We start from the raw sequence: 24,924 nt of genomic DNA, 5'->3' as shown, positions 1-24,924 counted from the left end.
CCTAGGTCGCCGCGGCGGTCGCCGGGCCCGCATCGCTCACCCGCCGTAGGGCCCGGGCGATCTTGCCGAGCTCGGCGACCAGGATGCGGCCGGCGGCGTTGCCCGGCGGCAGCTCTCGGGCCCGATCCTGCAGCCGCTGGTAGCTCGCCGCCAGGTCGGCGATATCCAGCCGCCACGGCTCGACCGGGCTCAACGGGTCGGTGCTCAACGTCTCCAGGTAGTCGTCGACCGCGGCGACGAACTCGTCGCCCAGCACGGTGGGGTCGACGGGAGGTTGGCGTTCGATGGCCGCGCACGCTTCGGTCATGGTGTTCAGCGTGACCCGCAGCGACCGCAGCCAGGACCGCTGCGCGGCCGTCTTGTTCCGCATCGCGCCGTCGGCCGCTTCGAACGCCGAGCGCGCCCGCGCGGCCCGCTGGGACGCGGTGCGCAGGCACGCCGCCGCGTCGCCGTGGCGGTGCAGGTGGCTGTCGACCGTGGCGACGGCGTATTCGACCTCGGCCCGCAGCAGCTCGTCGGCGCGCTGAGCGAGCCGGGTGAGCGGCGTGTCCGGGAAGACGACGTGGGCGCTGACGGCCAACGCTCCGCCGATCACGGCGGCCAGAAGTGCCCGGTACGGCGCCGCGTCCGTCGGGTGGCTCGTGGCGGCCAGCAGGGTCAGCGCCGCCGACAGTGCCGCGATCACCGCGAAGTAGCCGGTTCCGGTGGCCGCGTAGGCCAACCCGAGCAGCGCGACCGCCAGGACGACCGCGACCAGGCCGCCGGGTTGCCACACCAGCATGGGCACCGTGACGGCCGCGATGCCGGTGAGCGCCCCGGCCATCCGCACGGCGCACCGGGTGTAGGTGTGCGCCGTCTCCGGGCGCAGCAGCAGAACCGCCGCGAGGGCGATCCAGTAGCCGTACGCCACGTGACCGAAGCGGGCCAGCGCGGCGGCGAGCCCGGCGGCCGCGGCGAGCCGCACGCCGTGCCGCAGCACCGGTGACCGCCAGGTGCACTGCGCGACGATGGCGTCGAGGCCCGACCCGATGAGGTGGGTGACGCCGCGGCGGCGCAGCTGTTCGAGGCTGCCCGACACCGGGCGCCAGCCGTGGAATTGCAGCGCCGCGGCCTCGTGCAGCTGATCCGACAGCCGGCCGATCGCCGGCTGATCGTGGTCTCCCGAGTCCCGGCGGAGCGCGTCGACCCGCTGCAGTGCGCGTTCGGCGTCCGCGATCGCGCCGTGGCCGCCGTCGGCGATCGCCCGCAGCGCAGCGGCGGCCGCGGTGAGCACCTCGGGGTGGCCGCGCACCGCGGCGAGCGTCACGCCGATGCGTTCGGGCTGGCCGTACCAGCGCCGGAACTCGACGGGTCGGCGCCCGGCCTGCCGGCCGGTGTGGGCGAAGGCCTCGCGCAACGCGATGAGCGGCGTGCGGGCCACCGCGGCGTCGGGGTCGGCGACCAGGCGGGTGGCGCTGTCGGCGAGCGACTCGTAGGCCGCGGTCAGGGCGGCGCGCTGGGCTCGCCAGCGCCGGCGCGGCCACACCGCGAGCAGGACGGCCTGCAGGCCGCCACCGGCGACGGCGGCCACCGCGGTGGCGGCAGCGTCCGCCGGCGGAATCGGCAGCGGGGGAGCGACGACCACCAGCGCCGAGGCGGCGGTGGCGATCAGGCCGGCATGGTTGCCCAGCGCCCAGTGCAGTCCGGCGACCAGGCACCACAGCGGCACCGCCACGACGAAGACGGCGTCGTGGGCCGTGGCGAGCAGCGCGAGAAGGACGGCCAGCCCCAATTGCAGCGATACCCCCAGCACCAGTCCCAGCCGCCCGCGGGGACTGTCCTGCAGCGCGGTGGCACCGGCGACGGCGGCCGCGCCCATCGACAGCATCGCGGCGGCGGGGCCGATCCAGCCGTAGGTCGCAGCGCCGACGGCGAGCACCCCGAGGAGGCTCCGCGCAACCGCGGGGCCGTCCACCGCCGGCCAGCGTCGCGTCGCCGCGACCGTGATCGCCATCACCCGATTCTAACGATGACGACCGTCACGCCGCGGGGTTGTCCGGCAGCTGCAGGCGAGTGCAAACAGCCGCAGCGGCGACAGCACCCGCACCATCGGGTACTCGGCCTCCGCCGCCGCCATCCTGACCGACGTCACCATCGACGAGGACGGCGTCACCTACGGCGCCAGCGCCTGGAAGTCGAACGGCCGCGACCGCCGCTACTACCTGCAAGGAGGACCCGATGAGTGACGATCTTGAGGCGAAGCTGGCCGCGGTGGCTGCCGATGCGGCGGCCGGCGAAGACGACCAGACCGACCGGCCGCTGCCGGAGCATGTGACGGTGAGCCGGCCGAACCGGGCGCGCAGCAAGGTGCTGCAGGTGCGGCTGAACCCGGAGGAGCTGGAGGCGCTGGAGCGCGTCGCCGAGCGCCGGGGCCTACCGGTATCGACGGTGGCCCGCGAGCAGCTGCTTCGCCTGGTGGCTGAGGAGCGTGTGCCGTCGGCCGCCGATGACCTAACCGGGCTGGTGACGACCCTGACATCGGTGGCGGCCCTGATTCAGGAGGCGGTAGAAGCGCGGAACCGCGCTGAGATGCGGAGTCACATCACCCAGAAGTGACACCCTTCGCGGCATGGCGAAGGGCAGGCGGGCCGCGGCCACCCTTTGCGCCGCTACGGACCTTGCACGCGTGGATGGAGTTCGACGACACCCATACCTCGTGGTAACAGCGATTGTGTGGGGCTTGTTCTTTGTTGGCCAAATGATGCCAGCGCGGGATGGTTACTACCAGTGGCCCTGAGGGGCGATTACCTTGCTAAGTTTCTACGCCGTTGCAATGTGGCCGTTCATCCTCGGGGCGGTGTCGCTGAGTCGATACCGGGCGCGACAGCGAGCCCGCCGAGAGCTTATTGCTCGCGCCGAGTGGCAGCACCGGCTCTATATGCAGGACGATCCCCGCGGCACGTTCGGCTGCTTCTATCCGTCTTACTACCAGTGGTGACCACCGCCGGACTCGTCCTCCATATTTCAGAGGCGCGATGTCTCGGCGGTGGCCACCCGGTGTTTCAGGCGTGAGCCTGAAGTCTCACGAGTGAACTAGTCACTCAAGCGCTAACTCAGAAAGTCGGCCGGCGCAGGAAGTGCGGTGCCGCCGATCTCACAGATGCTCTTCGGGATACGGCCGGCAGTGAACGCCAGGTAGCCGTAGACCTGCAGCAGGACCGTCAGGGTCGTGGTCCGAGTCTCCTGCAGGGCACGAGTGCGGACACTCGACTCGAACAGCAGCAGGTCACTGGCGCGCAGAACGTGGACGACGTCCTCGTTATTGCCCGCGCCCAGATTGGTCGGCAGGTTCGGGTCGGTCACGACCGGAAGGCCGTGCATCTGACCAACGACCTGCTGCGACACAACGCCGCCGAACTCGCCGAGCTGATTCCCCGATGGGCCACTCGGCACGACGAGGGGGCGACCATTGCTGTCAAGCTCGGAGGACGGCGAAGTCAAGCAGCGTGGCAGTGGCGCCTTTTCGGCGTCTCGGGTGATCCAGTCCTATCAAGCGGTCGCAAGTGTTGAAGTATGCTGTGCGGACTAAGAACATTCAAGATAACGTCACTGAGGGCGTCGTTGTGCCGAGCAGGAAAAATGACGGCAGCCGTGAGGGACTATCGCACAGGCAATTGCAGGCGCTCGTGGCCGAGACAGGCCATTTCGAGGCGCTGACGTTGACGCTGGGTTACTGCGGGCTTCGGTTCGGTGAAGCGGTTGCTCTGCGGTGGCGTGACATCGACATGGACAAGCGGGTTTTAACGTTACGGCGTCGGTAACGAATGTGACGGGTCGGGGGGTCGTTGAGTCGACCACGAAAACGGATAAGCCGCGGCGGGTCGCCATTCCTAATATCGTGTGGGAGAAGCTGGTCGCAATCTCGGTGTGTACCAGCTGACGAGCGTGTCTTTCCGGGTAAGCGCGGGCTGCCCACGAATGGTGAGTACCGCTGGGTGTTCGATGCGGCGGCGGAGCGGGCATGACTGTATGCGGTCGTTGGTGGTTGAGGTTGATGTACTGTGCATACGATCTGCATACGGTCGGCTAGTTCTGACCGGAGCCCATCAGCCCCTTATAGGGTCTGACCTGGCCTTTCTCGGTGCCCTCGGTGAGATTCGAACTCACACTGTACGGGTTTTGAATCCGTTTCCTCTGCCAGTTGGGATACGAGGGCGACGGCAGTCACGATAGTGGATGAGGGCCGGTTGACCGACGTCACAGCCCCGCGCTCGCCGCCGGGGCCGCCGGACGACACAATGACCGGATGACCGCAAGCGACAGCACTGCGCCTGCCCCCCGTCGCGTCCTCATCGCCGAGGACGAAGCGCTCATCCGGCTGGACCTGGCAGAGATGCTGCGTGAAGAGGGCTACGACGTGGTCGGCGAGGCCGGCGATGGGCAGGAGGCCGTCGACCTGGCCGAAGCGCTGTCACCCGACCTGGTGATCATGGATGTGAAGATGCCGCGCCGGGATGGCATCGACGCCGCCGCCGAGATCGCCGGCAAGCGCATCGCGCCCATCGTGGTGTTGACCGCCTTCAGCCAGCGCGACCTCGTCGAACGTGCTCGCGACGCCGGCGCCATGGCCTATCTGGTGAAGCCGTTCTCCGTCTCGGACCTGGTGCCCGCGATCGAGCTGGCGGTCAGCAGGTTCGGCGAGATCTCGGCGCTGGAGAAGGAGGTCGGCGAGCTGTCCGACCGGCTGGAAACTCGCAAGCTGATCGAGCGCGCCAAGGGCCTGCTGCAGGCCACGCAGGGGCTGAGCGAACCCGAGGCGTTCAAGTGGATCCAGCGCGCCGCCATGGACCGCCGCACCACCATGAAGCGGGTCGCCGAGGTGGTCCTGGAGACCCTGGACACGCCCAAGGACTCCGCCCCGTCGACCTGAGCCGCCCGAATACCGGACCGCCGATGCGGGCGCCGCGCGTGTCAACACCGCGCGGTCGCGCCGCGGGTTGGTTATGTTCATCGCGAGAAAACCCCTTCGACCGGGAGGTATGAGGTGCGCCGTCGCGCCACACGGAGCGCATTCGCGCTGACCACTGCAGGACTTCTGACGCTGACACTGGCGGGGTGTCAGCAGTCGACGCCGCAGGAGAACCAGCCGAACCTGAAGATCGTGGAGCAGGTCCAGATCGACCAGAACGGCGCCGAGATCCAGTCGGCCCAGGGCGCTGCGCCCGCCAACCCGGCAGGGGACGGTAAAGCCACCTGCCCGCCGCTCTCGATCGCGATGGCCGGTGCGCTCAACGGTCCCGACGCGGCGTTGGGCATCAACATCAAGAACGGCGTGCAGCTGGCGATCGACGAGCACAACGCCGCCAACCCGGGCTGCCAGGTGTCGCTCAAGACCTTCGACACCGAAGGAGATCCGCAGAAGGCCAGCAACATCGCCCCGCAGATCGTCGACGACCAGTCGATCGTCGGCCTCGTCGGCCCGGCGTTCTCCGGCGAGACCAAGGCCACCGGTGAGGTCTTCAACCAGGCCGGCCTGGTGGCGACCACGGCCTCGGCCACCAACCCGACGCTCAGCCAGAGCGGTTGGCGAACCTTCTTCCGCGGCCTCGCCAACGACGCGGTGCAGGGCCCGTCGGTGGCCAACTACCTGAAGAACACCCTCGGCTACCAGAAGATCTGCGTCGTCGACGACAGCTCGGACTACGGCCTCGGGCTGGCGACGGCGGTCCGCGACACCCTCGGACCGGTCGCTGACCCGGGCTGCAACATCTCGGTCAAGAAGGGCGACAAGGACTTCTCGGCGGCGGTGACCCAGGTCAAGAACGCCGCGCCGAACGCGGTGTTCTACGGCGGCTACTACTCCGAGGCGGCGCTGTTCGTCCAGCAACTCAAAGACGGCGGCTTCACCGGCACCTTCGTCTCGGCCGACGGCACCAAGGATCCCGAGTTCGTCAAGCAGGCCGGCGAAGCGGCGAAGGACGCCATCCTGTCCTGCCCCTGCGGCCCGGCCACCGGCAGCTTCGCCGAGACCTACACCAAGAAGTTCAGCATGGATCCCGGCACCTACAGCACCGAGGGCTACGACCTGGGCACCATTCTGCTCAAGGGCATCGACTCCGGCGCCGTCACCCGGCCCGCGCTGTTGGACTTCGTCCGCACGTACAACGGCCAGGGCGTGGCACGGCAATATCAGTGGACGCCCAACGGTGAGCTCACCACCAACCTGATCTGGATCTTCAAGGTCCAGTAGCCGAATCGCCGCGAAGCGTCCGGGCCTTGCCGGCTCGGGCGCTTCGCGCTGATCGCCCCCGACAACGAGGAGCCGCCGCGGATGATCGAGATGGCGCAGCAGTGCACCGACACCTGCCTGGCCGCCAACATCAACTTCAACCTCGAGAACCTGCGGGGTGGCTTCTGGCAGCTCACGATCGACGGACTGTCGTGGGGCGCGATCTACGCGCTGGTCGCGGTGGGCTACACGCTGGTCTTCGGCGTGCTGCGGCTGATCAACTTCGCCCACTCCGAGATCTTCATGCTCGGCATGTTCGGTGCCTACTTCGCGCTCGACATCATCCTGGGCTTCACCCCGAGCGGTAACGCCTACAACCCGGGCGTGGCGCTGGCGGTGCTCTACCTCGCCGTGGCGATGCTGGGTGCGATGGTCGTGTCGGGCGGGGCGGCCGTCGGCCTGGAAGCCGTCGCCTACCGGCCGCTGCGACGACGGAACGCCCGGCCGCTGACCTTCCTCATCACCGCGATCGGCATGTCCTTCGTGCTGCAGGAGTTCGTGCACTTCGTGTTGCCGAAGCTCCTCCCGGGCTACGGCGGCAGCAACGCGCAGCAGCCGATCATCCTGGTACAGCCGAAGACGCAGTTCACCGTCTTCGGAGCCGCGGTCTCCAACGTGACGCTGGTGATCGTCGTCGCCGCGTTGATCTTCGCCGTGATCACCGACATCGCGATCAACCGCACCAAGTTCGGCCGGGGCATCCGGGCTGTAGCGCAGGACCCGGCGACGGCCACTCTGATGGGGGTGTCGCGGGAGCGGATCATCATGACGACTTTCCTCATCGGCGGCCTGCTCGCGGGCGCCGCGGCGCTGCTGTACACGCTCAAGGTGCCGCAGGGAATCATCTACTCGGGCGGGTTCCTGCTGGGCATCAAGGCGTTCTCGGCGGCGGTGCTCGGCGGCATCGGCAACCTTCGCGGTGCGCTCCTGGGCGGGCTGCTCCTCGGGATCTTCGAGAACTACGGTCAGGCGGTGTTCGGCACGCAGTGGCGTGACGTCGTCGCGTTCGTCCTGCTGGTGCTCGTCCTGCTGGTCCGGCCGACCGGCATCCTGGGGGAGAGCCTCGGAAAGGCGAGAGTATGAGCCGTACCGATACGCTGCTGGCCCCCGGCGACCGGCTGCGCGGCTGGTGGTCGGAGCGCAGCCGACCACAGAAGTGGGCGCTCGGCGTGGCGATGTTCGCGCTCCTGGCGCTGCTGCCGCTGTTCCCGCCGCCGTTCCTCAACACGCCGGGCATCAGCTTCGGCGGCACCATGGCGCAGTTCGCCATGGTCGCGATCATCGCGATCGGCCTGAACGTCGTCGTCGGGCAGGCCGGCCTGCTCGACCTCGGCTACGTCGGCTTCTACGCGGTCGGTGCCTACACCGTCGCCCTGTTGACCAGCCCCGACAGCCCGTGGAACCGGTTGGGGACCGGCATGTTCGACGAGCGCTGGGCCTGGCTGTCCTGCGTCCCGCTGGCCATGGCGATGACCGCGCTGGCGGGGCTGGTGCTCGGATTCCCGACGCTGCGGCTCCGCGGCGACTACCTCGCGATCGTCACCCTCGGGTTCGGCGAGATCATCCGGCTGATGGCCGACAACCTGTCCGACGTCACCAACGGCCCCCGCGGCCTCAACCAGGTCGCCTATCCGCGGCTGGCAGAACGGGAGACCCTGCCCGAGGGCGTGTTCTCCAGCGGCAACTCGTCGGGCACCGCCAACTACGGCACCTGGTGGTTCTGGCTCGGGCTGCTGCTCATCGTCGCCATCCTGCTGCTGGTCGGGAACCTCGAACGCAGCCGGGTCGGACGCGCCTGGGTGGCCATCCGTGAGGACGAGGACGCCGCCGAGGTGATGGGCGTCAACACCTTCCGGTTCAAGCTCTGGGCGTTCGTGATCGGCGCCGCCATCGGCGGTCTCTCCGGGGCGCTGTACGCGGGCCAGGTGCAATACGTCGCGCCACCGACCTTCAACATCATCAACTCGATGCTGTTCTTGTGCGCGGTGGTGCTCGGCGGGCAGGGCAACAAACTGGGCGTCATCTTCGGGGCCTTCGTCATCGTGTACCTGCCCAACCGGCTGCTCGGCGTCGAAGTGCTCGGCATCAACCTCGGCGACCTCAAATACCTGTTCTTCGGGCTGGCGCTGGTGGTGCTGATGATCTTCCGGCCGGAGGGACTGTTCCCGGTGCGTCAGCAGCTGCTCAGCTACGGCCGATCCGCCCGGGACCTGCTGCGCGGCAGCCGGGACGCCGACGCGAAGGAGGCGGCCTCATGACCGAGGCGCTGCCCGAGGACACCGGTGTCATCGACGAGGAACTCGCCGCGCTGCACCGCGACGTCAACGTCGACGAGGGCGAGGCGCTCTTGGAAGTCGTCGACTTGACGGTGCGCTTCGGCGGCCTCGTCGCCCTCGACGCGGTCACCTTCGACATCCGTCGAGGCGAGATCCTGGGTCTGATCGGACCCAACGGGGCCGGCAAGACCACCTGCTTCAACGCGATCACCGGTGTCTACCGCCCCAGCGGCGGACACGTCAGGTTCGACGGCGCTCCGCTCGGCCGCATCAAGCGCCACCAGATCACCCGCCGGGGCATCGCGCGCACCTTCCAGAACATCCGGCTGTTCGGCGAGATGACCGCGCTGGAGAACGTGGCCGTCGGCACCGATGCGCGGCACCGGACCTCGGTGCCCGGCGCGTTGGTCCGCTCACCGCGGCACCGCCGGGAGGAACGCGACGCCGTGGAACGGGCGGCGGCGCTGCTGCAGTTCGTCGGGATCGCCCACCGCGGCGACGAAAAGGCGAAGAACCTGTCCTACGGCGATCAGCGGCGTCTGGAGATCGCCCGCGCGCTGGCCACCGAGCCGAAACTGCTATGCCTCGACGAGCCGGCCGCCGGGTTCAACCCGGGGGAGAAGGCCGCACTCATCGACCTGATCCGGAAGATCCGTGACGACGGCTACACGGTCCTGCTCATCGAGCACGACATGCGGCTCGTCATGGGCGTGACAGACCGGATCGTCGTCCTGGAGTTCGGCCGCAAGATCGCCGACGGTCTGCCCAAGGACATCCGCGAGGATCCCGCGGTGATCGCCGCCTACCTGGGGGTGCCCGATGACGAACTCCACTGACCGCACACCCATCCTCGAACTGCGCGACGTCGCCGTGAACTACGGCAGGATCGAAGCGCTGCACGGCATCTCGCTCGTCGTCCACGAAGGCGAGCTGGTGACGCTGCTGGGCAGCAACGGCGCCGGCAAGACCACCACCATGCGGGCGATCTCGGGGCTGCGGCCGCTCAGCCGCGGCTCGGTGTGGTTCGAGGGCCGGGACATCTCACGCGTCAAAGCGCATCGGCGGGTCGCCGACGGACTCATCCAGGCACCCGAGGGGCGAGGCGTCTTCCCCGGCATGTCCGTCGTCGAAAACCTCGAAATGGGCTGCTACGGGCGGAAATTCGCGTCCCGCGCCGAGCACCGCGAACGGCTCGACTGGGTGTTCGCCACCTTCCCGCGGCTGGCCGAGCGGCGCAGCCAGGTCGGCGGCACGCTCTCGGGCGGCGAGCAGCAGATGCTGGCGATCGGTCGGGCGCTGATGGCGCGACCACGGGTGCTGCTGCTCGACGAACCGTCGATGGGCCTCGCGCCGATGGTCATCTCGCAGATCTTCGGCATCATCGCCGAGATCAACGCCCAAGGCACCACGGTGCTGCTGGTCGAGCAGAACGCGCAGCAGGCGCTCAGCCGCTCCGATCGGGCATACATCCTGGAGACGGGGGAACTCACGCGCGAGGGACCCGCCCGTGAGCTCCTGCACGACGACAGCGTGCGGGCGGCGTACCTCGGGGTCGCCTGAGGCGGCACAGTGTCCAGGGGGGCGACATGGTGAGCAGCCGGGTGGGGCGTCGCCGCCTGACCGCGCTGGCCCTGGCTGCGATGCTCTGCGGCGGTGTCGTCGCCGCCGTCCGCCTGCACACCCCGGACCTGCACGTCGTGCCCGTCGCCCGGATCGGGCTCGACGGGGCGGTGCGCACCGATACCCCGACGGCCGCCGACCCGGCCGGCGACGGCGCCGCGGTGTGCGCACCGGTGTCGCTGGCGTTCCTCGGTCCGCTCAGCGGCGACGACGCCGGGCTGGGAGCCGACATCCGCGACGGCGTCCGGTCGGCCGTCGACCGCCACAACACCACGAATCCCGGCTGCCAGGTGCAGCTCAAGGAGTTCGACACCGGCGCCGACGAGCAGCGCAGCCGGCAGCTGGCCGGCGACCTGGTCGCCGACGTCTACACCCTCGGCGTCGTGGGCCCGGTGCTGTCGGACGTCGTCGAGGCCACCGCCGGGGCGTTCGAGAGCGCCGGCCTGGTCACCGCCACCGCATCCGCCCGGCGCGACGCGCTCGCCGAGCGGGGCCGCCGCACGTTCTTCCGCGGGCTGGCCGGAGTCGCCGCACAGGGCCGGGCGGTGGCCAACTACCTCACCGCCACACTCGACGCGGCGACGGTGTGCGTCACCGACGACGGCACGGCGTTCGGCACGGCGATGGCACATGCGGTCGCGGCCACGCTGGGTCCGGCCGAGTGCGGCGCAGCCGTCGGCCTGGCCGACCCGGACGCCGCGGCGCAGCGCCTGGCGAGCGAGGCGCCGGGCGCGGTGTTCGTCGGCGGCCGGGCCGAACCCGCGGCGCAGCTGTCGCGGCGTCTGCGGGAGCTCGGCTGCCCGGCAACAGTTCTCACCGCGGACTTCGTGCCGCCGGCCGAGCCGGTCGACGGCTCCGAGGGCATGCTGCTGTCCGATCCGTACGGCCCGACGCCGGCCGGCTTCGTCAGCTCCCACGCGGCGATCGGCTACGACCTCGCGACCGTCATGGTGCGCGGCATCGACGCCGGTGCGCTCACCCGCGCGCAGCTCGTCGACTGGATCCACCGCTACGACGGGCAGGGCGTGACCAACCACTACGCCTGGGATACCACCGGCGAACTGGTCGACCCGACGGTGTGGATCTCGCGGGTCGAGGAGCGCTAGTCAGCGCGCTTGCCGCTTTCGCCCGCTCAGCGCACTTGCGGCTTTCGCGCGCTCTCAGCGTGCGACCACCACCGCGGAGCCGTGCCCGAACAGCCCCTGGTTGGCCGTCACGCCGACCGTCGCGTTCTCGACCTGGCGACCGGTCGCCTGCCCGCGCAGCTGCCAGGTGAGCTCACAGACCTGCGCGATCGCCTGCGCGGGGATCGCCTCGCCGAAGCACGCCAACCCACCCGACGGGTTCACCGGGATGCGGCCGCCGAGGGTGGTCGCGCCGCTGCGCAGCAGGCTCTCCGCCTCGCCCTTCGGGCACAGCCCGAGGTGCTCGTACCAGTCGAGCTCCAGCGCCGTCGACAGGTCGTACACCTCGGCGACGCTGAGGTCCTCGGGCCCGATGCCCGCCTCGGCATAGGCCGCGTCGAGGATCTGGTCCTTGAACACCCGGTCCGGTCCGGGCACCACGGCCGTCGAATCGGTGGCGATGTCCGGCAGTTCGGGCAGGTGCTGCGGATACCGCGGCGTGACGGTGCTGACGGCCCGCACCGACGGCACGCCGGTCACCGACCCCAGGTGTTTCTCCGCGAACGCCTTGCTCGCGACGACCAGCGCGGCCGCGCCGTCGGACGTGGCGCAGATGTCGAGCAGCCGCAGCGGATCCGACACCACCGGGCTGGCGAGCACGTCCTCGACCGAGCTCTCCTTGCGGTAGCGGGCGTTGGGGTTGTTCAGCCCATGGCGGGCGTTCTTGACCTTCACCTGGGCGAAGTCCTCGAGCGTGGCGCCGTGGAGATCCATCCGCCGCCGCGCCAGCAGCGCGAAGTACACGGTGTTGGTGGCGCCGATCAGGTGGAAGCGCTGCCAGTCGGGATCGTTGCGGCGTTCCCCGCCCACCGGGGCGAAGAAGCCCTTCGGCGTGGTGTCGGCGCCGACGACCAGCGCGACGTCGCACAGGCCGGCGAGGATCTGCGCGCGGGCGCTCTGCAGCGCCTGCGAACCACTGGCGCAGGCGGCGTAGCTGGAGCTGACCGGCGTGCCGTTCCACCCGAGCTTCTGGGCGAACGTCGCACCGGCGACGAAGCCGGGATAGCCGTTGCGGATGGTGTCGGCGCCGGCGACGAATTGGATCTGCCGCCAGTCGAGGCCCGCCTCGGCCAGCGCTGCGCGGGCGGCGACGACGCCGTACTCGGTGAAGTCGCGCCCCCACTTGCCCCACGGGTGCATGCCCGCGCCGAGGATGTAGACCGGTTCGGGGCTCATGGGATCCTCCAGGCGTAGACCTCGCGGTCGACGCCGTCGTCGTCGGTGTAGAGCGTCATGGTGGTCAGTTCCATCTCCATGCCGACCCGCAGGTCCGCGGCCAGCGTGCCCTCGACGACCTTGCCGAGGATGATCAAGCCCTCGTCGGCCAATTGCACGGCGGCGACGGCGAACGGCTCGAACGGGTCGGGCGACGGATACGGCGGCGGCGGGGCGTACCGGTTCTCGGTGTAGCTCCACAGCGTGCCGCGCCGCGACAGCGGCACCTGCTCCAGCTCGTCGCCGTCGCACGCCGGGTTGGGGCAGTTCGACGAGCGGGGCGGGAAGACATAGGTGCGGCATCGTGTGCACCTGCCGGCGATGAGCCGGGTCTGCCCGTCCGCGTCGGTGTCGAACCAACCGTCGACGGCCGGTAGTCGGTGGGCGGTGTCTGCTGGTCCTGGCACGCGGGTCAGCGTACCCATCGCGCGGCCCGGAACTGAAACGTGTTCCAGTATCAGTTCTGTGCCACGTCGAGCAGGATCCGCAGCAGCTCCTCGGGTTTGTCGCGCATCAGGTTGTGCTTGCCGTCCAGTTCGTGGCACGTCCAATGCGGATCGTTGCGGACGCGCTCGTACGACTGCCGCAGGGGCGACTCGCCGGGCCAGTCCAGTGCGTAGACGTAGTCGCGCCGCCGGAACCGGTTGAGGTCGACGTCGAACCGCAGCGGCTGCATCACCGTCGCGAGGGGATGGGCGGTCGCCCGCGGGTCGAAGAACGGCAGCGGCGGCACGCCGAAGCCGGTCTCGTCGACACCGACGTACCAGGCGCGCTCCTCGTCGTTGACGACGTGCCAGCACGCCTCGCCGTCGCGGGGCACCACGGCATCGAGGTACACCAGCGCATCGACGCGGTCGGGAATGCGGTCGGCGACGCCGGTGATCACCATGCCGCCGTAGCTGTGTCCGACGAGCACGAGATCGCCCGGCTCGCCGGGCAGCGCCGCGATCGCGGCGAGCACATCGGCGATGTGGGTGTCGAGGTTGACGCCGCCGCGCAGCAGGTGCGCGCGCTCGGCCACGCCGGTCAGGGTCACCGCCAGGACGTCGTGGCCAGCGCCGCGCAGCCCGGCGGCGAGGTCGTCGAAACACCAAGCGCCGTGGCACATTCCGGGGACGAGGACGAAGGTGGTCATGATCGGGTGCTCCTTGCGAGGTCGTCGGGGTAGGAGGTGGTATTTCGGTAAGAGGTGGTGATGTGGGCGAGGCCCGCGGCGGTGTTGCCACCGGCAGCGTGCATTGCCCGGTTGGCGTAGACGACGCGGGCGGTGTCGGGCCGTCGCCGCACCGCGTAGCGCGCCAGCCCGGCGGGGATGCCGTGGCGGTCGACCATCGCGGCGAGCACGGCGCCGTCGACGACGGCCTGCGACGCCCCGTTGGCGCCGACCGGGTACATCGGGTGCGCTGCATCGCCGAGCAGTGTGACGCGGCCGGCGGTCCACCAGGGCAGCGGATCACGGTCGACCATCGCGTGCCGGGTCACCGGATGGGTGCGGCGTATCAGCGCCGCCGCGTCGAGCCACCCCAGCGACCAGCTCGCCACGTGCCGGGCCACGGCGTCGGCGTCCACCGGTTCCGGTGAACTGACCGGGCCGGTGAACGGGCCGGGGGTACCGGCGGGTACCTGCAGGACCCAGTTGAGCAGGTCGTCGCCGATTCGGTACAGCACCATGCTGACCCCGTCGTCACCCACGACGATGACCATGCTGCGGCCGTCGAGGAACGCCGGGGCGGTCGTGGCGCCGCGATACATCTGGATGCCCGACCACAGCAGTGGGTCACCGTCGGGGTGCAGTTGTCGGCGCACGGTGGAGTGCAAGCCGTCCGCGCCGATCAGCGCCGCGGCGGTGACCTCCGATGCGACGGTGTCGACGCGGACCCCCTCGGCGCACTGGCGGAATCCGGTGACGGCAGTGCCGGTGCGCACGCTGTCGGCGCCCAGCCGGGCGTGCACCGCCGAGAGCAGCAGGGATTGCAGCCGGCCGCGGTGCACCGACAGCTGCGGATGGCCGTAGCCGCCGGCCACGCCGCGGGGCTCGACGTAGATCTCTGCTCCCCGGGCGTCGACGTAGCGGAGGTACTCCGGGGCGACGGCGATGTCCGCGAGCGCGGCTCCGAGGCCGAGCCGGTGGAGCTCGCGCACCGCGTGCGGCAGGAGGTTGATTCCGACGCCGAGCGGCTCCAACTGCTGCGCACGGTCCACGACGATCGCCCGGATGCCGCGCGCGTACAGCGCGAGCGCGGCGGTCAGCCCGCCGATGCCGGCACCCGCGACCACGACGGGCGCTTCGGATTTCGTCATCGTTGCTCCTTTCGTCTTCTCCTTCCACGGTGGCGGCATCAGCGCGATAAGTCCAATACATGTTGGTGCTCTATCCCATAATTCATGGTTATGGATCTGCGTCAGCTGGAGTACTTCACGGCGGTGGTCGACGAAGGCGGTTTCACCCGGGCCGCGGGAAAGCTCCTGGTCGCCCAGCCTGCGGTCAGCGCCGCCGTCGCCCGGCTGGAACGCGAGGTCGGTCAGCCGCTCCTGGACCGCCGCGGGCGGTCGGTCCGGTTGACGGCCGCAGGGGAGGCCATGTTGCCGCACGCGCGGGCCGCCCTGCAGGCCGTGGCCCACGCCGCCGCCGCGGTGGACGAGGTCGCCCAGCTGGTCCGCGGCACCGTCGCGATCGGCGCCGTCACGTCCCATCCCGTCGACCTCGCGGCGCTCCTCGCGGAGTACCACGACCGTCATCCCGGCGTCGAGATCACGCTCGGCACCGACGCCTCCGCCGCGCTGCTCGCCGGGGTCCGCGACGGCCGATTCGACGTCGTGATCGCCTCGATCGGGCCGCACGAAACGCCCGCGGGGCTGTCCGTCGAGGTCGTGACGGACGAGGCGATCGAGGCGGCGGTGGCACCGCGGCATCCGCTGAGCAGCCGCACCGCCCTGCACCCGGCCGACCTGGCGCGGCATCCGCTCATCGCGTTGCCGGTGGGCACCGGCATCCGCCACCAACTGGACACCCTGTTGGCCGCCGCCGGCGTGACGGCCCGGATCGCGTTCGAAGCCACCAACCCGCTGGAGCTCGCCGAGCTCGCCGCGCGCGGGCTGGGCGTCGCGATTGTTCCCAGCTCGGTGTCGCGGCACCGAGCCGGCCTGCGCGCGCTGCCGATCGATCCGCCGATACGGGGCCGGCTGGTGCTGGCATGGCGGTCGTCCGGCCCCGTCAGCCCGGCGGCGCGGGCGCTGATCGCCCTCGCCCGGCATCAGGTCGTCAGTGCCGGTGCCTAGAGTTGACCGCGTGAGCCCAGCCCGGTCCGGCGTGACGAAGACTCAGGCAGCCGCACAGGCGGCCGCCAAGGCGTCCACCAAACCGACACTGCTGCTGCTCGACGGCAATTCGCTGGCCTTCCGGGCGTTCTACGCGCTGCCCGCCGAAAACTTCAAGACCCAGGGCGGGCTCCACACCAACGCGGTGTACGGGTTCACCGCCATGCTGATCAACCTGCTGCGCGACGAGACGCCCACCCACGTGGCGGCGGCGTTCGACGTGTCGCGGCAGACCTTCCGGGCCGAGCGGTATCCCGAGTACAAGGCCAATCGCTCCAGCACACCCGACGAGTTCCGCGGCCAGATCGAGATCACCAAGGAGGTGCTCGCCGCGCTCGGCATCACCGTGCTGGCCGAAGCCGGCTTCGAGGCCGACGACATCATCGCGACGCTCGCCACGCAGGCCGCTGCCGAGGGCTTCCGGGTCTTGGTGGTCACCGGCGACCGGGACTCACTGCAACTCGTCACCGACGACGTGACGGTCCTCTATCCCCGCAAGGGCGTCAGCGATCTCACCCGGTTCACCCCGGACGCGGTGCAGGAGAAGTACGGCCTCACCCCGGCGCAGTACCCGGACTTCGCGGCGCTGCGCGGCGACCCGAGCGACAACCTTCCCGGCATTCCGGGCGTCGGCGAGAAGACGGCGGCGAAGTGGATCGTCGAGTACGGCTCGCTGCAGGGGCTCGTCGACAACGTCGAGGAGGTGCGCGGCAAGGTCGGCGACGCACTGCGCGCCAACCTGTCCTCGGTGGTGCTCAACCGCGAGCTCACCGACCTGGTGCGCAACGTCCCGCTTCCGCACACCCCGGACACCTTGCGGCTGCAGCCGTGGGACCGCGACCACATCCACCGGCTGTTCGACGACCTGGAATTCCGCGTGCTGCGCGATCGGCTGTTCGAGACGCTCGCCGCCGTCGAACCCGAGGTGGACCAAGGCTTCGACGTGCGCGGCGGGGCACTGGTGGCCGGCGAACTCGCCTCCTGGCTCGCCGAGCACAGCGACGGCCGACGCTTCGGGCTTGCCGTCGTCGGCGCGAACCGGGTGTTCGATTCCGACGCCACTGCGCTGGCGATCGTGTCGGCCGACGGCGACGGCCGTTACATCGACACCACGGCACTGCACCCCGACGACGAGGCCGCGCTGGCGTCCTGGCTGGCCGAAACCGGACCGCCCAAGGCCCTGCACGAGGCCAAGCTCGCAATGCACAACCTCGCCGGCCGCGGCTGGAACCTTGCCGGCGTCACCTCCGACACCGCGCTGGCCGCGTACCTGGTGCGGCCGGGACAGCGCAGTTTCTCCCTCGACGACCTGTCGCTGCGGTATCTGCGGCGCGAACTGCGCGCCGACAACCCCGAGCAGCAACAGCTGTCGCTGCTCGACAGCCTGGACGGCGGCACCGACGACCAGGCGGTGCAGACGCTGATCCTGCGGGCCGTGGCGGTGCTCGACCTCGCCGATGCGCTCGACATCGAGCTGGCCCGCATCGAGTCGTCGTCCCTGCTGGAGCGGATGGAGCTGCCCGTGCAGCGGGTGCTCGCGCAGCTCGAGGCGGCCGGTATCGCCGTGGACGTCGACAAGCTCACCGAGCTGCAGAGCGACTTCGCCGCGCAGATCCGCGACGCCGCCGAGGCCGCGTATGCGGTGATCGGCAAGCAGATCAACCTCGGTTCGCCCAAGCAGCTGCAGACGGTGCTCTTCGACGAACTGGAGATGCCGAAGACCAAGCGCACCAAGACCGGCTACACCACGGATGCGGACGCGCTGCAGTCGCTCTTCGACAAGACCGGTCACCCGTTCCTCCAGCACCTGCTAACCCACCGCGACGTCACGCGGCTGAAGGTCACCGTCGACGGCCTGCTCGCTTCGACGGCCGAGGACGGTCGGATCCACACCACCTTCAACCAGACCATCGCCGCGACCGGCCGGCTCTCGTCGACGGACCCGAACCTGCAGAACATCCCGATCCGCACCGACGCCGGCCGGCAGATCCGCGACGCCTTCATCGTCGGCGAGGGTTACAGCGAGCTCATGACGGCCGACTACAGCCAGATCGAGATGCGGATCATGGCGCACCTGTCGCAGGACGCCGGCCTCATCGAGGCGTTCCGCACCGGGGAGGACCTGCACTCGTTCGTGGCGTCGCGGGCGTTCGACGTCCCCATCGACGAGGTGACGCCGGAGCTACGGCGCCGGGTGAAGGCCATGTCGTACGGGCTCGCCTACGGCCTCTCGGCGTACGGGCTGGCCGCTCAGCTCAAGATCTCCACCGACGAGGCGAAGCTGCAGATGGAGCAGTACTTCGCCCGGTTCGGCGGCATCCGCGACTACCTGCGCGACATCGTCGACCAGGCCCGCAAGGACGGCTACACCTCGACGGTGTTCGGCCGCCGGCGCTATCTGCCCGAGCTCGACAGCAGCAATCGCCAGGTCCGCGAGTCGGCCGAACGCGCCGCGCTCAACGCGCCGATCCAGGGGAGCGCCGCCGACATCATCAAGGTCGCGATGATCGACGTCGACCGGGCGCTACGCGACGCCGGGCTGCGGTCGCGGATGCTGCTCCAGGTGCACGACGAGCTGCTCTTCGAGGTCGCCCCCGGTGAGCGGGACACCGTCGAAGCGCTGGTGCGCGACAAGATGGGCGGCGCCTATCCGCTCGACGTGCCGCTGGAGGTCTCGGTGGGCTACGGCCGCAGCTGGGACGCGGCGGCGCACTGACGGTCGGGCCGTCCGGCGAACCGCTCGCGCTGAGTTGGCCGCGCTGTCCCGCGGATACTTCGACCAGACCGAGTTGTGGAGCAGGACAGCAGACTTGCTGATCACCGCGCACCAGCTGGTGTGCTTCAAGGACTGACGGTCGATGCGGTCACCGTGCCAGGCGGGTTTGTCCCGGTTTACCGCGTCGCGTAGCCTCGTTCGGTACCTGTGTGCGCGTTTCGCAGGCACAACACGAAATCTCTGTCCCTACGATTGAACCTGTCCGGAGCAACCCAAACATATGCCAAGTCCCGCCGTCACCTCGCCGCAAGTAGCCGTCAACGACATCGGCTCTGCCGAGGACTTCCTCGCCGCCATCGACAAAACGATCAAATACTTCAACGATGGCGACATCGTCGAAGGGACCATCGTCAAGGTTGACCGTGACGAGGTACTCCTCGACATCGGCTACAAGACCGAGGGTGTCATCCCCTCCCGCGAACTCTCCATCAAGCACGACGTCGACCCGAACGAAGTGGTGTCCGTCGGCGATGAGGTCGAAGCCCTGGTCCTCACCAAGGAGGACAAAGAGGGCCGGCTGATCCTCTCCAAGAAGCGCGCGCAGTACGAGCGCGCCTGGGGCACGATCGAGGAACTCAAGGAAAAGGACGAGGCCGTCAAGGGCACCGTCATCGAGGTCGTCAAGGGCGGCCTGATCCTCGACATCGGGCTGCGCGGCTTCCTGCCCGCGTCGCTGGTCGAGATGCGCCGCGTCCGCGATCTGCAGCCGTACATCGGCAAGGAGATCGAAGCCAAGATCATCGAGCTCGACAAGAACCGCAACAACGTGGTGCTGTCCCGCCGCGCGTGGCTGGAGCAGACGCAGTCCGAGGTCCGCAGCGAGTTCCTCAACAAGCTGCAGAAGGGCGCCATCCGCAAGGGTGTCGTGTCCTCCATCGTCAACTTCGGCGCGTTCGTCGACCTCGGCGGCGTCGACGGCCTGGTGCACGTTTCCGAGCTGTCGTGGAAGCACATCGACCACCCGTCGGAGGTCGTGCAGGTCGGCGACGAGGTCACCGTCGAGGTGCTCGACGTCGACATGGACCGCGAGCGGGTCTCGTTGTCGCTCAAGGCGACGCAGGAAGATCCGTGGCGGCACTTCGCCCGCACCCACGCGATCGGGCAGATCGTGCCGGGCAAGGTCACCAAGCTGGTGCCGTTCGGAGCGTTCGTCCGCGTCGAGGAGGGCATCGAAGGGCTGGTCCACATCTCGGAGCTGGCCGAGCGCCACGTCGAGGTGCCCGACCAGGTGGTGTCGGTCGGCGACGACGCCATGGTCAAGGTCATCGACATCGACCTGGAGCGTCGCCGGATCTCGCTGAGCCTCAAGCAGGCCAACGAGGACTACACCGACGAGTTCGACCCGTCGAAGTACGGCATGGCCGACAGCTACGACGAGCAGGGCAACTACATCTTCCCCGAGGGCTTCGACGCCGAGACCAACGAATGGCTCGAAGGCTTCGACAAGCAGCGCGAGGAGTGGGAAGCCCGCTACGCCGAGGCCGAGCGGCGCCACAAGATGCACACCGCGCAGATGGAGCGGTTCGCGGCCGCCGAGGCGGAAGCCGCCAGCCGGCCCGCGACGCAGAGCTCCTCGTCGCGGTCCGACGATTCGGGCAGCGGCGGCGGATCGCTGGCCAGCGATGCGCAGCTCGCGGCGCTGCGGGAGAAGCTCGCCGGCAACTCCTGAACCAGGCAGTGACGCGGCGCCCCGGATCTTCGGATCCGGGGCGTTGTCGTTGCCGGCGGACCTGACAGACTGTGGTGATGCTGCGCATCGGCCTGACCGGCGGGATCGGCGCCGGGAAATCGACCGTGTCGGCCACGTTCAACGAGCTCGGGGGAATCGTCGTCGACGGCGACGCCATCGCCCGCGAGGTCGTCGAACCGGGCACCGAGGGGTTGGCGGCGCTCGTCGAGGCGTTCGGGGAGCAGATCCTGCGCGACGACGGCAGCCTCGACCGGCCGGCGCTGGCGGCGATCGCGTTCAGCGACGACCAGCAGCGCGCCACGCTCAACGGGATCGTCCACCCGCTGGTGGGTAAGCGCCGCGAGGAGCTGATCGCGGCCGCACCCGACGACGCCGTGATCGTCGAGGACATCCCGTTGCTCGTCGAGTCGCACATGGCGCCGTTCTTCCCGCTGGTCGTGGTGGTCCATGCCGACGTCGAAACCCGCGTGCAGCGGCTCGTCGCGGCGCGGGGGATGGCCGAGCCCGACGCGCGGGCCCGCATCGCGGCGCAGGCCGACGACGAGCAGCGCCGCGCGGTGGCCGACGTGTGGCTCGACAACTCGGCGAGCCAGGACGATCTGACGGCGCGCGCACGCCGGCTCTGGCACGAGCGCATCGTGCCGTTCGCCGAGAACGTGCGGGCGCAGCGGCCCGCGGCGGCGCCGAGCACGCTGGTGCCGACCAATCCGGAGTGGGCCGCGCAGGCGAAACGGATCATCGCTCGGCTCACGACCGCGAGCGGTCACCGCGCGCTGCGGGTCGACCACGTCGGCTCGACGTCCGTACCGGGTCTGGAGGCCAGGGACGTCATCGACATCCAGGTCACCGTCGCAGCACTGGCCGACGCCGACGCGCTCGCCGAGGCACTGCTGACGGCCGGTTATCCGCGCGTCGCCGGGGTCGATGCGGACGTTCCGAAACCCGACGGCCGCAGCACCGTTGCGGAGTTCGACCACACCGACGACGCCGCGTTGTGGCGCACGCGGTTCCACGCCTCCGCCGATCCCGGCCGTCCGACACACGTGCACCTGCGGGTCGCCGGCTGGCCCAACCAGCAGTTTTCGCTGCTGTTCGCCGACTGGTTGCGGGAGCACCCGCGGATGGCCGACGACTACCTCGCCGCCAAGCGCAACGCCTTTGCCGCGCCGGACTACGGGACCGCCATGCAGCCGTGGTTCGCGGGCGCCTACCGGCGGGCGTGGGACTGGGCCGACGCGTCGGGCTGGCGACCCTAGGCGGCCGCCTCGGGAACCGCGGGCTCGGCCGGCGCCGGGTCGAGGACGCCGCCGACGGGCGCGGCGCAGGTGATCGCGCCGTAATCCGGGTCGTCGCGCATCGGGGTGACGCGCGGCGCGATGAAGTCGTCGGCCTGGGCGACCACGGCGTCGTCCACGAGGATCTCGCAGTGCAGGTTCGCGGAGTACGGCCACTCGATCGCCACCCGCATCGTGGCCTGCTGCGTCGGGGGAAGGACGGCGTACACCTCGAACACCCGGCCGGGCACCATCATCGGATCGGCCTGGCGCTCGCCGGCTTCGTCGGCGTAGGTGATCTTGGCGCCACGGGCGACGCCGTCGATGCGCGCCCGGTAGATGATGTTGCGCAGCGTCCCCGGTGGCGGCTGGGTGGCGCCCTCGAGCGTGGGCGCGGCGGGATCCGGTTCGGCCGCCGCGGGCGCCGGGATTAACTGGCCGCCGGCGAGGGCCACGGCGACGGATGCCACGCCGAGCCACCGGCGTGCGGTAACGGTCACGGTCGCTGAGGTTACGCCGTCCGCCACGTCAAATCCATGCCGTTGCCCGCAAGCCAGCGGTTCAGGTCATGACCGTGAGCGGCCAGCCCGGCCACGGCGGAGGTGGTCCGCAGGATCGCCCGCTCGGCGGCGACGGGGGACACGACGCCGTGGGTGAGCGCGGCCAGGAGTTCGTCCACGTCGACCACATCGGTGCCGACGCCGGTGTGCGTCACCAGGTCGATGTAGAGATCTTCGCCGCGCCAGGCCGTCTCGCCGGCCGTGTACTCGCCGACGTCGAGGTAGAAGTCCTGGTCCCGTTCGTGGCCCGGGTTGAAGTGGAAGACCGACGCCCGCAGCCCCAGCGACGGCAGCAGCCACGATTCGAGGTAGTAGAACTGCGCGCGGCCCGGCGTCGGCCGGGCCATGTACAGCCCCCAGGGCCGCACGGTGTAGACGTCGACGGCGCGCACGATGCCCTTGGGGTCGGTGTTGGTGCGCGCGACGAGGTCGAACGTCTCGGTCTTGGGCGGGTGCACGGCGGTGGGTTCGATGGGCTCAGCGTAGGTCCCGCGGTCGCGGAACAGAATCTGTCAGACCGTGGTTCTACGCTGGTGATCATGGCTTTCGCGACCGAACGTCCCGTGCTCGCGCACTCGGACTACCGCCCCGTCGAGGCGATGGTCCGCACCGGAGCGCCGTTCAAGGTGGTGAGCCCCTATCAACCCGCCGGAGACCAGCCGGCCGCCATCGACGAACTGGAACGCCGGATCCGGGCGGGTGAGCGCGACGTCGTCCTGATGGGCGCCACCGGCACCGGCAAGTCGGCCACCACGGCCTGGCTCATCGAACGGTTGCAGCGGCCCACGCTGGTGATGGAGCCGAACAAGACGCTCGCCGCGCAGATGGCCAACGAGCTGCGGGAAATGCTGCCCAACAACGCCGTCGAGTACTTCGTCTCGTACTACGACTACTACCAGCCCGAGGCCTACATCGCGCAGACCGACACCTACATCGAGAAGGACAGCTCCATCAACGACGACGTGGAGCGGCTGCGGCACTCGGCGACGTCGAGCCTGCTGTCCCGGCGCGACGTGGTGGTGGTCGCGTCGGTGTCGTGTATCTACGGCCTGGGCACGCCGCAGTCCTACATGGACCGGTCCGTCGAGTTGAAGATCGGGGACGAGGTGCCACGGGACGCGCTGCTGCGGCTGCTCGTCGACGTGCAGTACACCCGCAACGACGTCGCCTTCACCCGCGGATCGTTCCGGGTCCGCGGCGACACCGTCGAGATCATCCCGTCCTACGAAGAGCTCGCTGTCCGCATCGAGTACTTCGGCGACGAGGTCGAGGCTCTGTACTACCTGCACCCGCTGACCGGCGACGTCGTCCGCCGCGTCGACTCGCTGCGGATCTTCCCGGCCACCCACTACGTGGCGGGGCCCGAGCGCATGGCGCAGGCCATCTCCACCATCGAGGCCGAGCTCGAGAGCCGGCTGGCCGAACTGGAGTCGCAGGGCAAGCTGCTGGAGGCGCAGCGGCTGCGGATGCGCACGAACTACGACATCGAGATGATGCGGCAGGTCGGGTTCTGCTCCGGCATCGAGAACTACTCGCGCCACATCGATGCCCGCGGCCCGGGCACCGCGCCGGCGACGCTGATCGACTACTTCCCCGACGACTTCCTGCTCGTCATCGACGAATCGCACGTCACCGTGCCGCAGATCGGCGGCATGTACGAAGGCGACATGTCGCGCAAGCGAAACCTCGTCGACTTCGGCTTCCGGCTGCCGTCGGCCATGGACAACCGGCCGCTCACCTGGGAGGAGTTCGCCGACCGGATCGGGCAGACCGTCTACCTGTCCGCGACGCCGGGCCCCTACGAGCTGAGCCAGTCCGGTGGCGAATTCGTCGAACAGGTCATCCGGCCGACCGGGCTGGTCGACCCGCAGGTCGTGGTCAAGCCGACGAAGGGACAGATCGACGACCTGATCGGCGAGATCCGCAAGCGCACCGAGCGCGACGAGCGCGTGCTGGTGACGACGCTGACCAAGAAGATGGCCGAGGACCTCACCGACTATCTGCTCGAGATGGGCATCCGGGTGCGGTATCTGCACTCCGAGGTCGACACGCTGCGCCGCGTCGAGCTGCTGCGGCAGCTGCGGCTCGGCGAGTACGACGTGCTGGTGGGCATCAACCTGTTGCGCGAGGGCCTCGACCTGCCCGAGGTGTCGCTGGTGGCGATCCTCGACGCCGACAAGGAAGGCTTCCTGCGGTCGCCGCGAAGCCTCATCCAGACCATCGGCCGTGCGGCCCGCAACGTCTCCGGCGAGGTGCACATGTACGCCGACACCATCACCGACTCGATGAAGGAGGCCATCGACGAGACCGAGCGCCGCCGGGCCAAGCAGATCGCCTACAACAAAGAGCACGGCATCGACCCACAGCCGCTGCGCAAGAAGATCGCCGACATCCTCGACCAGGTGTACCGCGAAGCCGACGACAGCGAGAGCGTGGAGATCGGCGGTTCCGGCCGCAACGCGTCGCGTGGCCGGCGGGCGCCGGGGGAGGCCGGGCGCGCGGTCAGCGCCGGCATCGTCGAGGGCCGCGACACCAGGAACATGCCGCGCGCAGAGCTGGCCGACCTCATCAAGGACCTCACCGCGCAGATGATGACCGCGGCCCGGGACCTGCAGTTCGAGCTGGCGGCGCGCATCCGCGACGAGATCGCCGACCTCAAGAAGGAGCTGCGGGGCATGGATGCCGCGGGCTTGAAGTAAGCCGGGCGGCGGGACGGAGACCTCGCCGGTGGTGTCGCCCGGGC

General features: G+C 69.7%; 21 protein-coding genes and 1 tRNA gene. 13 read left to right on the top strand and 9 right to left on the bottom strand.

All coding sequences use genetic code 11. The annotated features are described in order from the left end of the window. Position 1 precedes the first annotated feature (1 nt). Complete coding sequence (locus LV457_RS14460) at positions 2-1,993, bottom strand: FUSC family protein (RefSeq protein ID WP_232171902.1); 1,992 nt, start codon at positions 1,991-1,993, stop codon at positions 2-4. Positions 1,994-2,217: 224 nt separating this feature from the next. Between LV457_RS14460 and LV457_RS14455 the strand changes: the two genes are divergently transcribed. Then, complete coding sequence (locus LV457_RS14455; protein WP_232171901.1) at positions 2,218-2,595, top strand: hypothetical protein; 378 nt, start codon at positions 2,218-2,220, stop codon at positions 2,593-2,595. A gap of 492 nt (positions 2,596-3,087) precedes the next feature. Here the strand turns inward: LV457_RS14455 and LV457_RS14450 are convergent, their stop codons facing one another. Together LV457_RS14450 and LV457_RS14445 are read right to left on the bottom strand one after the other, a co-directional pair. Then, positions 3,088-3,342 (bottom strand): DNA primase, encoded by a 255-nt coding sequence (locus LV457_RS14450; RefSeq protein WP_232171900.1) that lies wholly within the window; start codon positions 3,340-3,342, stop codon positions 3,088-3,090. Positions 3,343-4,121: 779 nt separating this feature from the next. Then, a tRNA-Leu gene (locus tag LV457_RS14445) sits at positions 4,122-4,195 on the bottom strand. Between the two features lie 90 nt (positions 4,196-4,285). On the opposite strand from LV457_RS14445, the gene LV457_RS14440 reads away from it, so the two are divergent. From LV457_RS14440 to LV457_RS14410, 7 genes are all read left to right on the top strand, one after another. Further along, complete coding sequence (locus LV457_RS14440) at positions 4,286-4,909, top strand: ANTAR domain-containing response regulator (protein WP_232171899.1); 624 nt, start codon at positions 4,286-4,288, stop codon at positions 4,907-4,909. Positions 4,910-5,023: 114 nt separating this feature from the next. After that, positions 5,024-6,229: a branched-chain amino acid ABC transporter substrate-binding protein gene (locus LV457_RS14435; protein ID WP_232171898.1), complete on the top strand. Its 1,206-nt coding sequence runs from the start codon at positions 5,024-5,026 to the stop codon at positions 6,227-6,229. A 90-nt stretch (positions 6,230-6,319) separates the two neighbouring features. Further along, positions 6,320-7,351, top strand: coding sequence for a branched-chain amino acid ABC transporter permease (locus LV457_RS14430; RefSeq protein ID WP_232172118.1), 1,032 nt, complete (start codon positions 6,320-6,322; stop codon positions 7,349-7,351). Further along, positions 7,348-8,526 carry a branched-chain amino acid ABC transporter permease gene (locus LV457_RS14425; protein ID WP_232171897.1) on the top strand — a complete coding sequence of 393 codons (1,179 nt, stop codon included), beginning with the start codon at positions 7,348-7,350 and terminating at the stop codon, positions 8,524-8,526. Before LV457_RS14430 ends, LV457_RS14425 begins: the two co-directional genes overlap by 4 nt. After that, positions 8,523-9,380, top strand: coding sequence for an ABC transporter ATP-binding protein (locus LV457_RS14420; protein ID WP_232171896.1), 858 nt, complete (start codon positions 8,523-8,525; stop codon positions 9,378-9,380). Before LV457_RS14425 ends, LV457_RS14420 begins: the two co-directional genes overlap by 4 nt. Then, the gene (locus LV457_RS14415; protein WP_232171895.1) at positions 9,364-10,104 is read left to right on the top strand and encodes an ABC transporter ATP-binding protein; all 741 of its coding nucleotides are present in this window, start codon (positions 9,364-9,366) and stop codon (positions 10,102-10,104) included. Before LV457_RS14420 ends, LV457_RS14415 begins: the two co-directional genes overlap by 17 nt. A gap of 26 nt (positions 10,105-10,130) precedes the next feature. After that, the gene (locus LV457_RS14410; protein WP_232171894.1) at positions 10,131-11,270 is read left to right on the top strand and encodes a branched-chain amino acid ABC transporter substrate-binding protein; all 1,140 of its coding nucleotides are present in this window, start codon (positions 10,131-10,133) and stop codon (positions 11,268-11,270) included. A gap of 54 nt (positions 11,271-11,324) precedes the next feature. Here LV457_RS14410 and LV457_RS14405 read toward each other — a convergent pair whose 3' ends face one another. From LV457_RS14405 to LV457_RS14390, 4 genes are read right to left on the bottom strand one after another with little or no spacing between them, the layout of a single operon-like run. Beyond that, a complete protein-coding gene (locus LV457_RS14405; RefSeq protein ID WP_232171893.1) occupies positions 11,325-12,524 on the bottom strand; it encodes a lipid-transfer protein in 1,200 nt (399 codons plus the stop codon). Next, positions 12,521-12,988: a Zn-ribbon domain-containing OB-fold protein gene (locus LV457_RS14400; protein WP_374198855.1), complete on the bottom strand. Its 468-nt coding sequence runs from the start codon at positions 12,986-12,988 to the stop codon at positions 12,521-12,523. The genes LV457_RS14405 and LV457_RS14400 overlap by 4 nt, the downstream gene beginning before the upstream one ends. 32 nt (positions 12,989-13,020) lie before the next feature. Continuing rightward, positions 13,021-13,698: an alpha/beta fold hydrolase gene (locus tag LV457_RS14395; protein WP_232171891.1), complete on the bottom strand. Its 678-nt coding sequence runs from the start codon at positions 13,696-13,698 to the stop codon at positions 13,021-13,023. Beyond that, a complete protein-coding gene (locus LV457_RS14390; protein ID WP_232171890.1) occupies positions 13,695-14,864 on the bottom strand; it encodes an FAD-dependent monooxygenase in 1,170 nt (389 codons plus the stop codon). The genes LV457_RS14395 and LV457_RS14390 overlap by 4 nt, the downstream gene beginning before the upstream one ends. Before the next feature lie 90 nt (positions 14,865-14,954). Here LV457_RS14390 and LV457_RS14385 point away from each other — a divergent pair, with 90 nt between their 5' ends. From LV457_RS14385 to coaE, 4 genes are all read left to right on the top strand, one after another. Continuing rightward, a complete protein-coding gene (locus LV457_RS14385; protein ID WP_232171889.1) occupies positions 14,955-15,842 on the top strand; it encodes a LysR family transcriptional regulator in 888 nt (295 codons plus the stop codon). A 31-nt stretch (positions 15,843-15,873) separates the two neighbouring features. Continuing rightward, positions 15,874-18,597 carry a DNA polymerase I gene (polA, locus tag LV457_RS14380; RefSeq protein ID WP_232172116.1) on the top strand — a complete coding sequence of 908 codons (2,724 nt, stop codon included), beginning with the start codon at positions 15,874-15,876 and terminating at the stop codon, positions 18,595-18,597. A 280-nt stretch (positions 18,598-18,877) separates the two neighbouring features. After that, complete coding sequence (gene rpsA / locus LV457_RS14375) at positions 18,878-20,326, top strand: 30S ribosomal protein S1 (protein ID WP_232171888.1); 1,449 nt, start codon at positions 18,878-18,880, stop codon at positions 20,324-20,326. A gap of 77 nt (positions 20,327-20,403) precedes the next feature. Then, complete coding sequence (gene coaE, locus LV457_RS14370; RefSeq protein ID WP_232171887.1) at positions 20,404-21,603, top strand: dephospho-CoA kinase; 1,200 nt, start codon at positions 20,404-20,406, stop codon at positions 21,601-21,603. Here coaE and LV457_RS14365 read toward each other — a convergent pair. Together LV457_RS14365 and LV457_RS14360 are read right to left on the bottom strand one after the other, a co-directional pair. After that, positions 21,600-22,121 carry a hypothetical protein gene (locus LV457_RS14365; protein WP_232171886.1) on the bottom strand — a complete coding sequence of 174 codons (522 nt, stop codon included), beginning with the start codon at positions 22,119-22,121 and terminating at the stop codon, positions 21,600-21,602. The two genes, coaE and LV457_RS14365, sit on opposite strands and share 4 nt — an antisense overlap. Before the next feature lie 11 nt (positions 22,122-22,132). Then, entirely contained in the window at positions 22,133-22,639 is a 507-nt protein-coding gene (locus tag LV457_RS14360; RefSeq protein WP_232171885.1) for a DUF402 domain-containing protein, read from the bottom strand. Between the two features lie 81 nt (positions 22,640-22,720). Here LV457_RS14360 and uvrB point away from each other — a divergent pair, with 81 nt between their 5' ends. Next, entirely contained in the window at positions 22,721-24,880 is a 2,160-nt protein-coding gene (gene uvrB / locus LV457_RS14355; protein ID WP_232171884.1) for an excinuclease ABC subunit UvrB, read from the top strand. Positions 24,881-24,924: the final 44 nt, after the last annotated feature.

Origin of the sequence: Mycobacterium sp. MYCO198283, assembly GCF_021213805.1 — a bacterium.
In the GTDB taxonomy this organism is placed as follows: domain Bacteria; phylum Actinomycetota; class Actinomycetes; order Mycobacteriales; family Mycobacteriaceae; genus Mycobacterium.
This window is presented reverse-complemented; position numbering and strand designations above follow the sequence as displayed.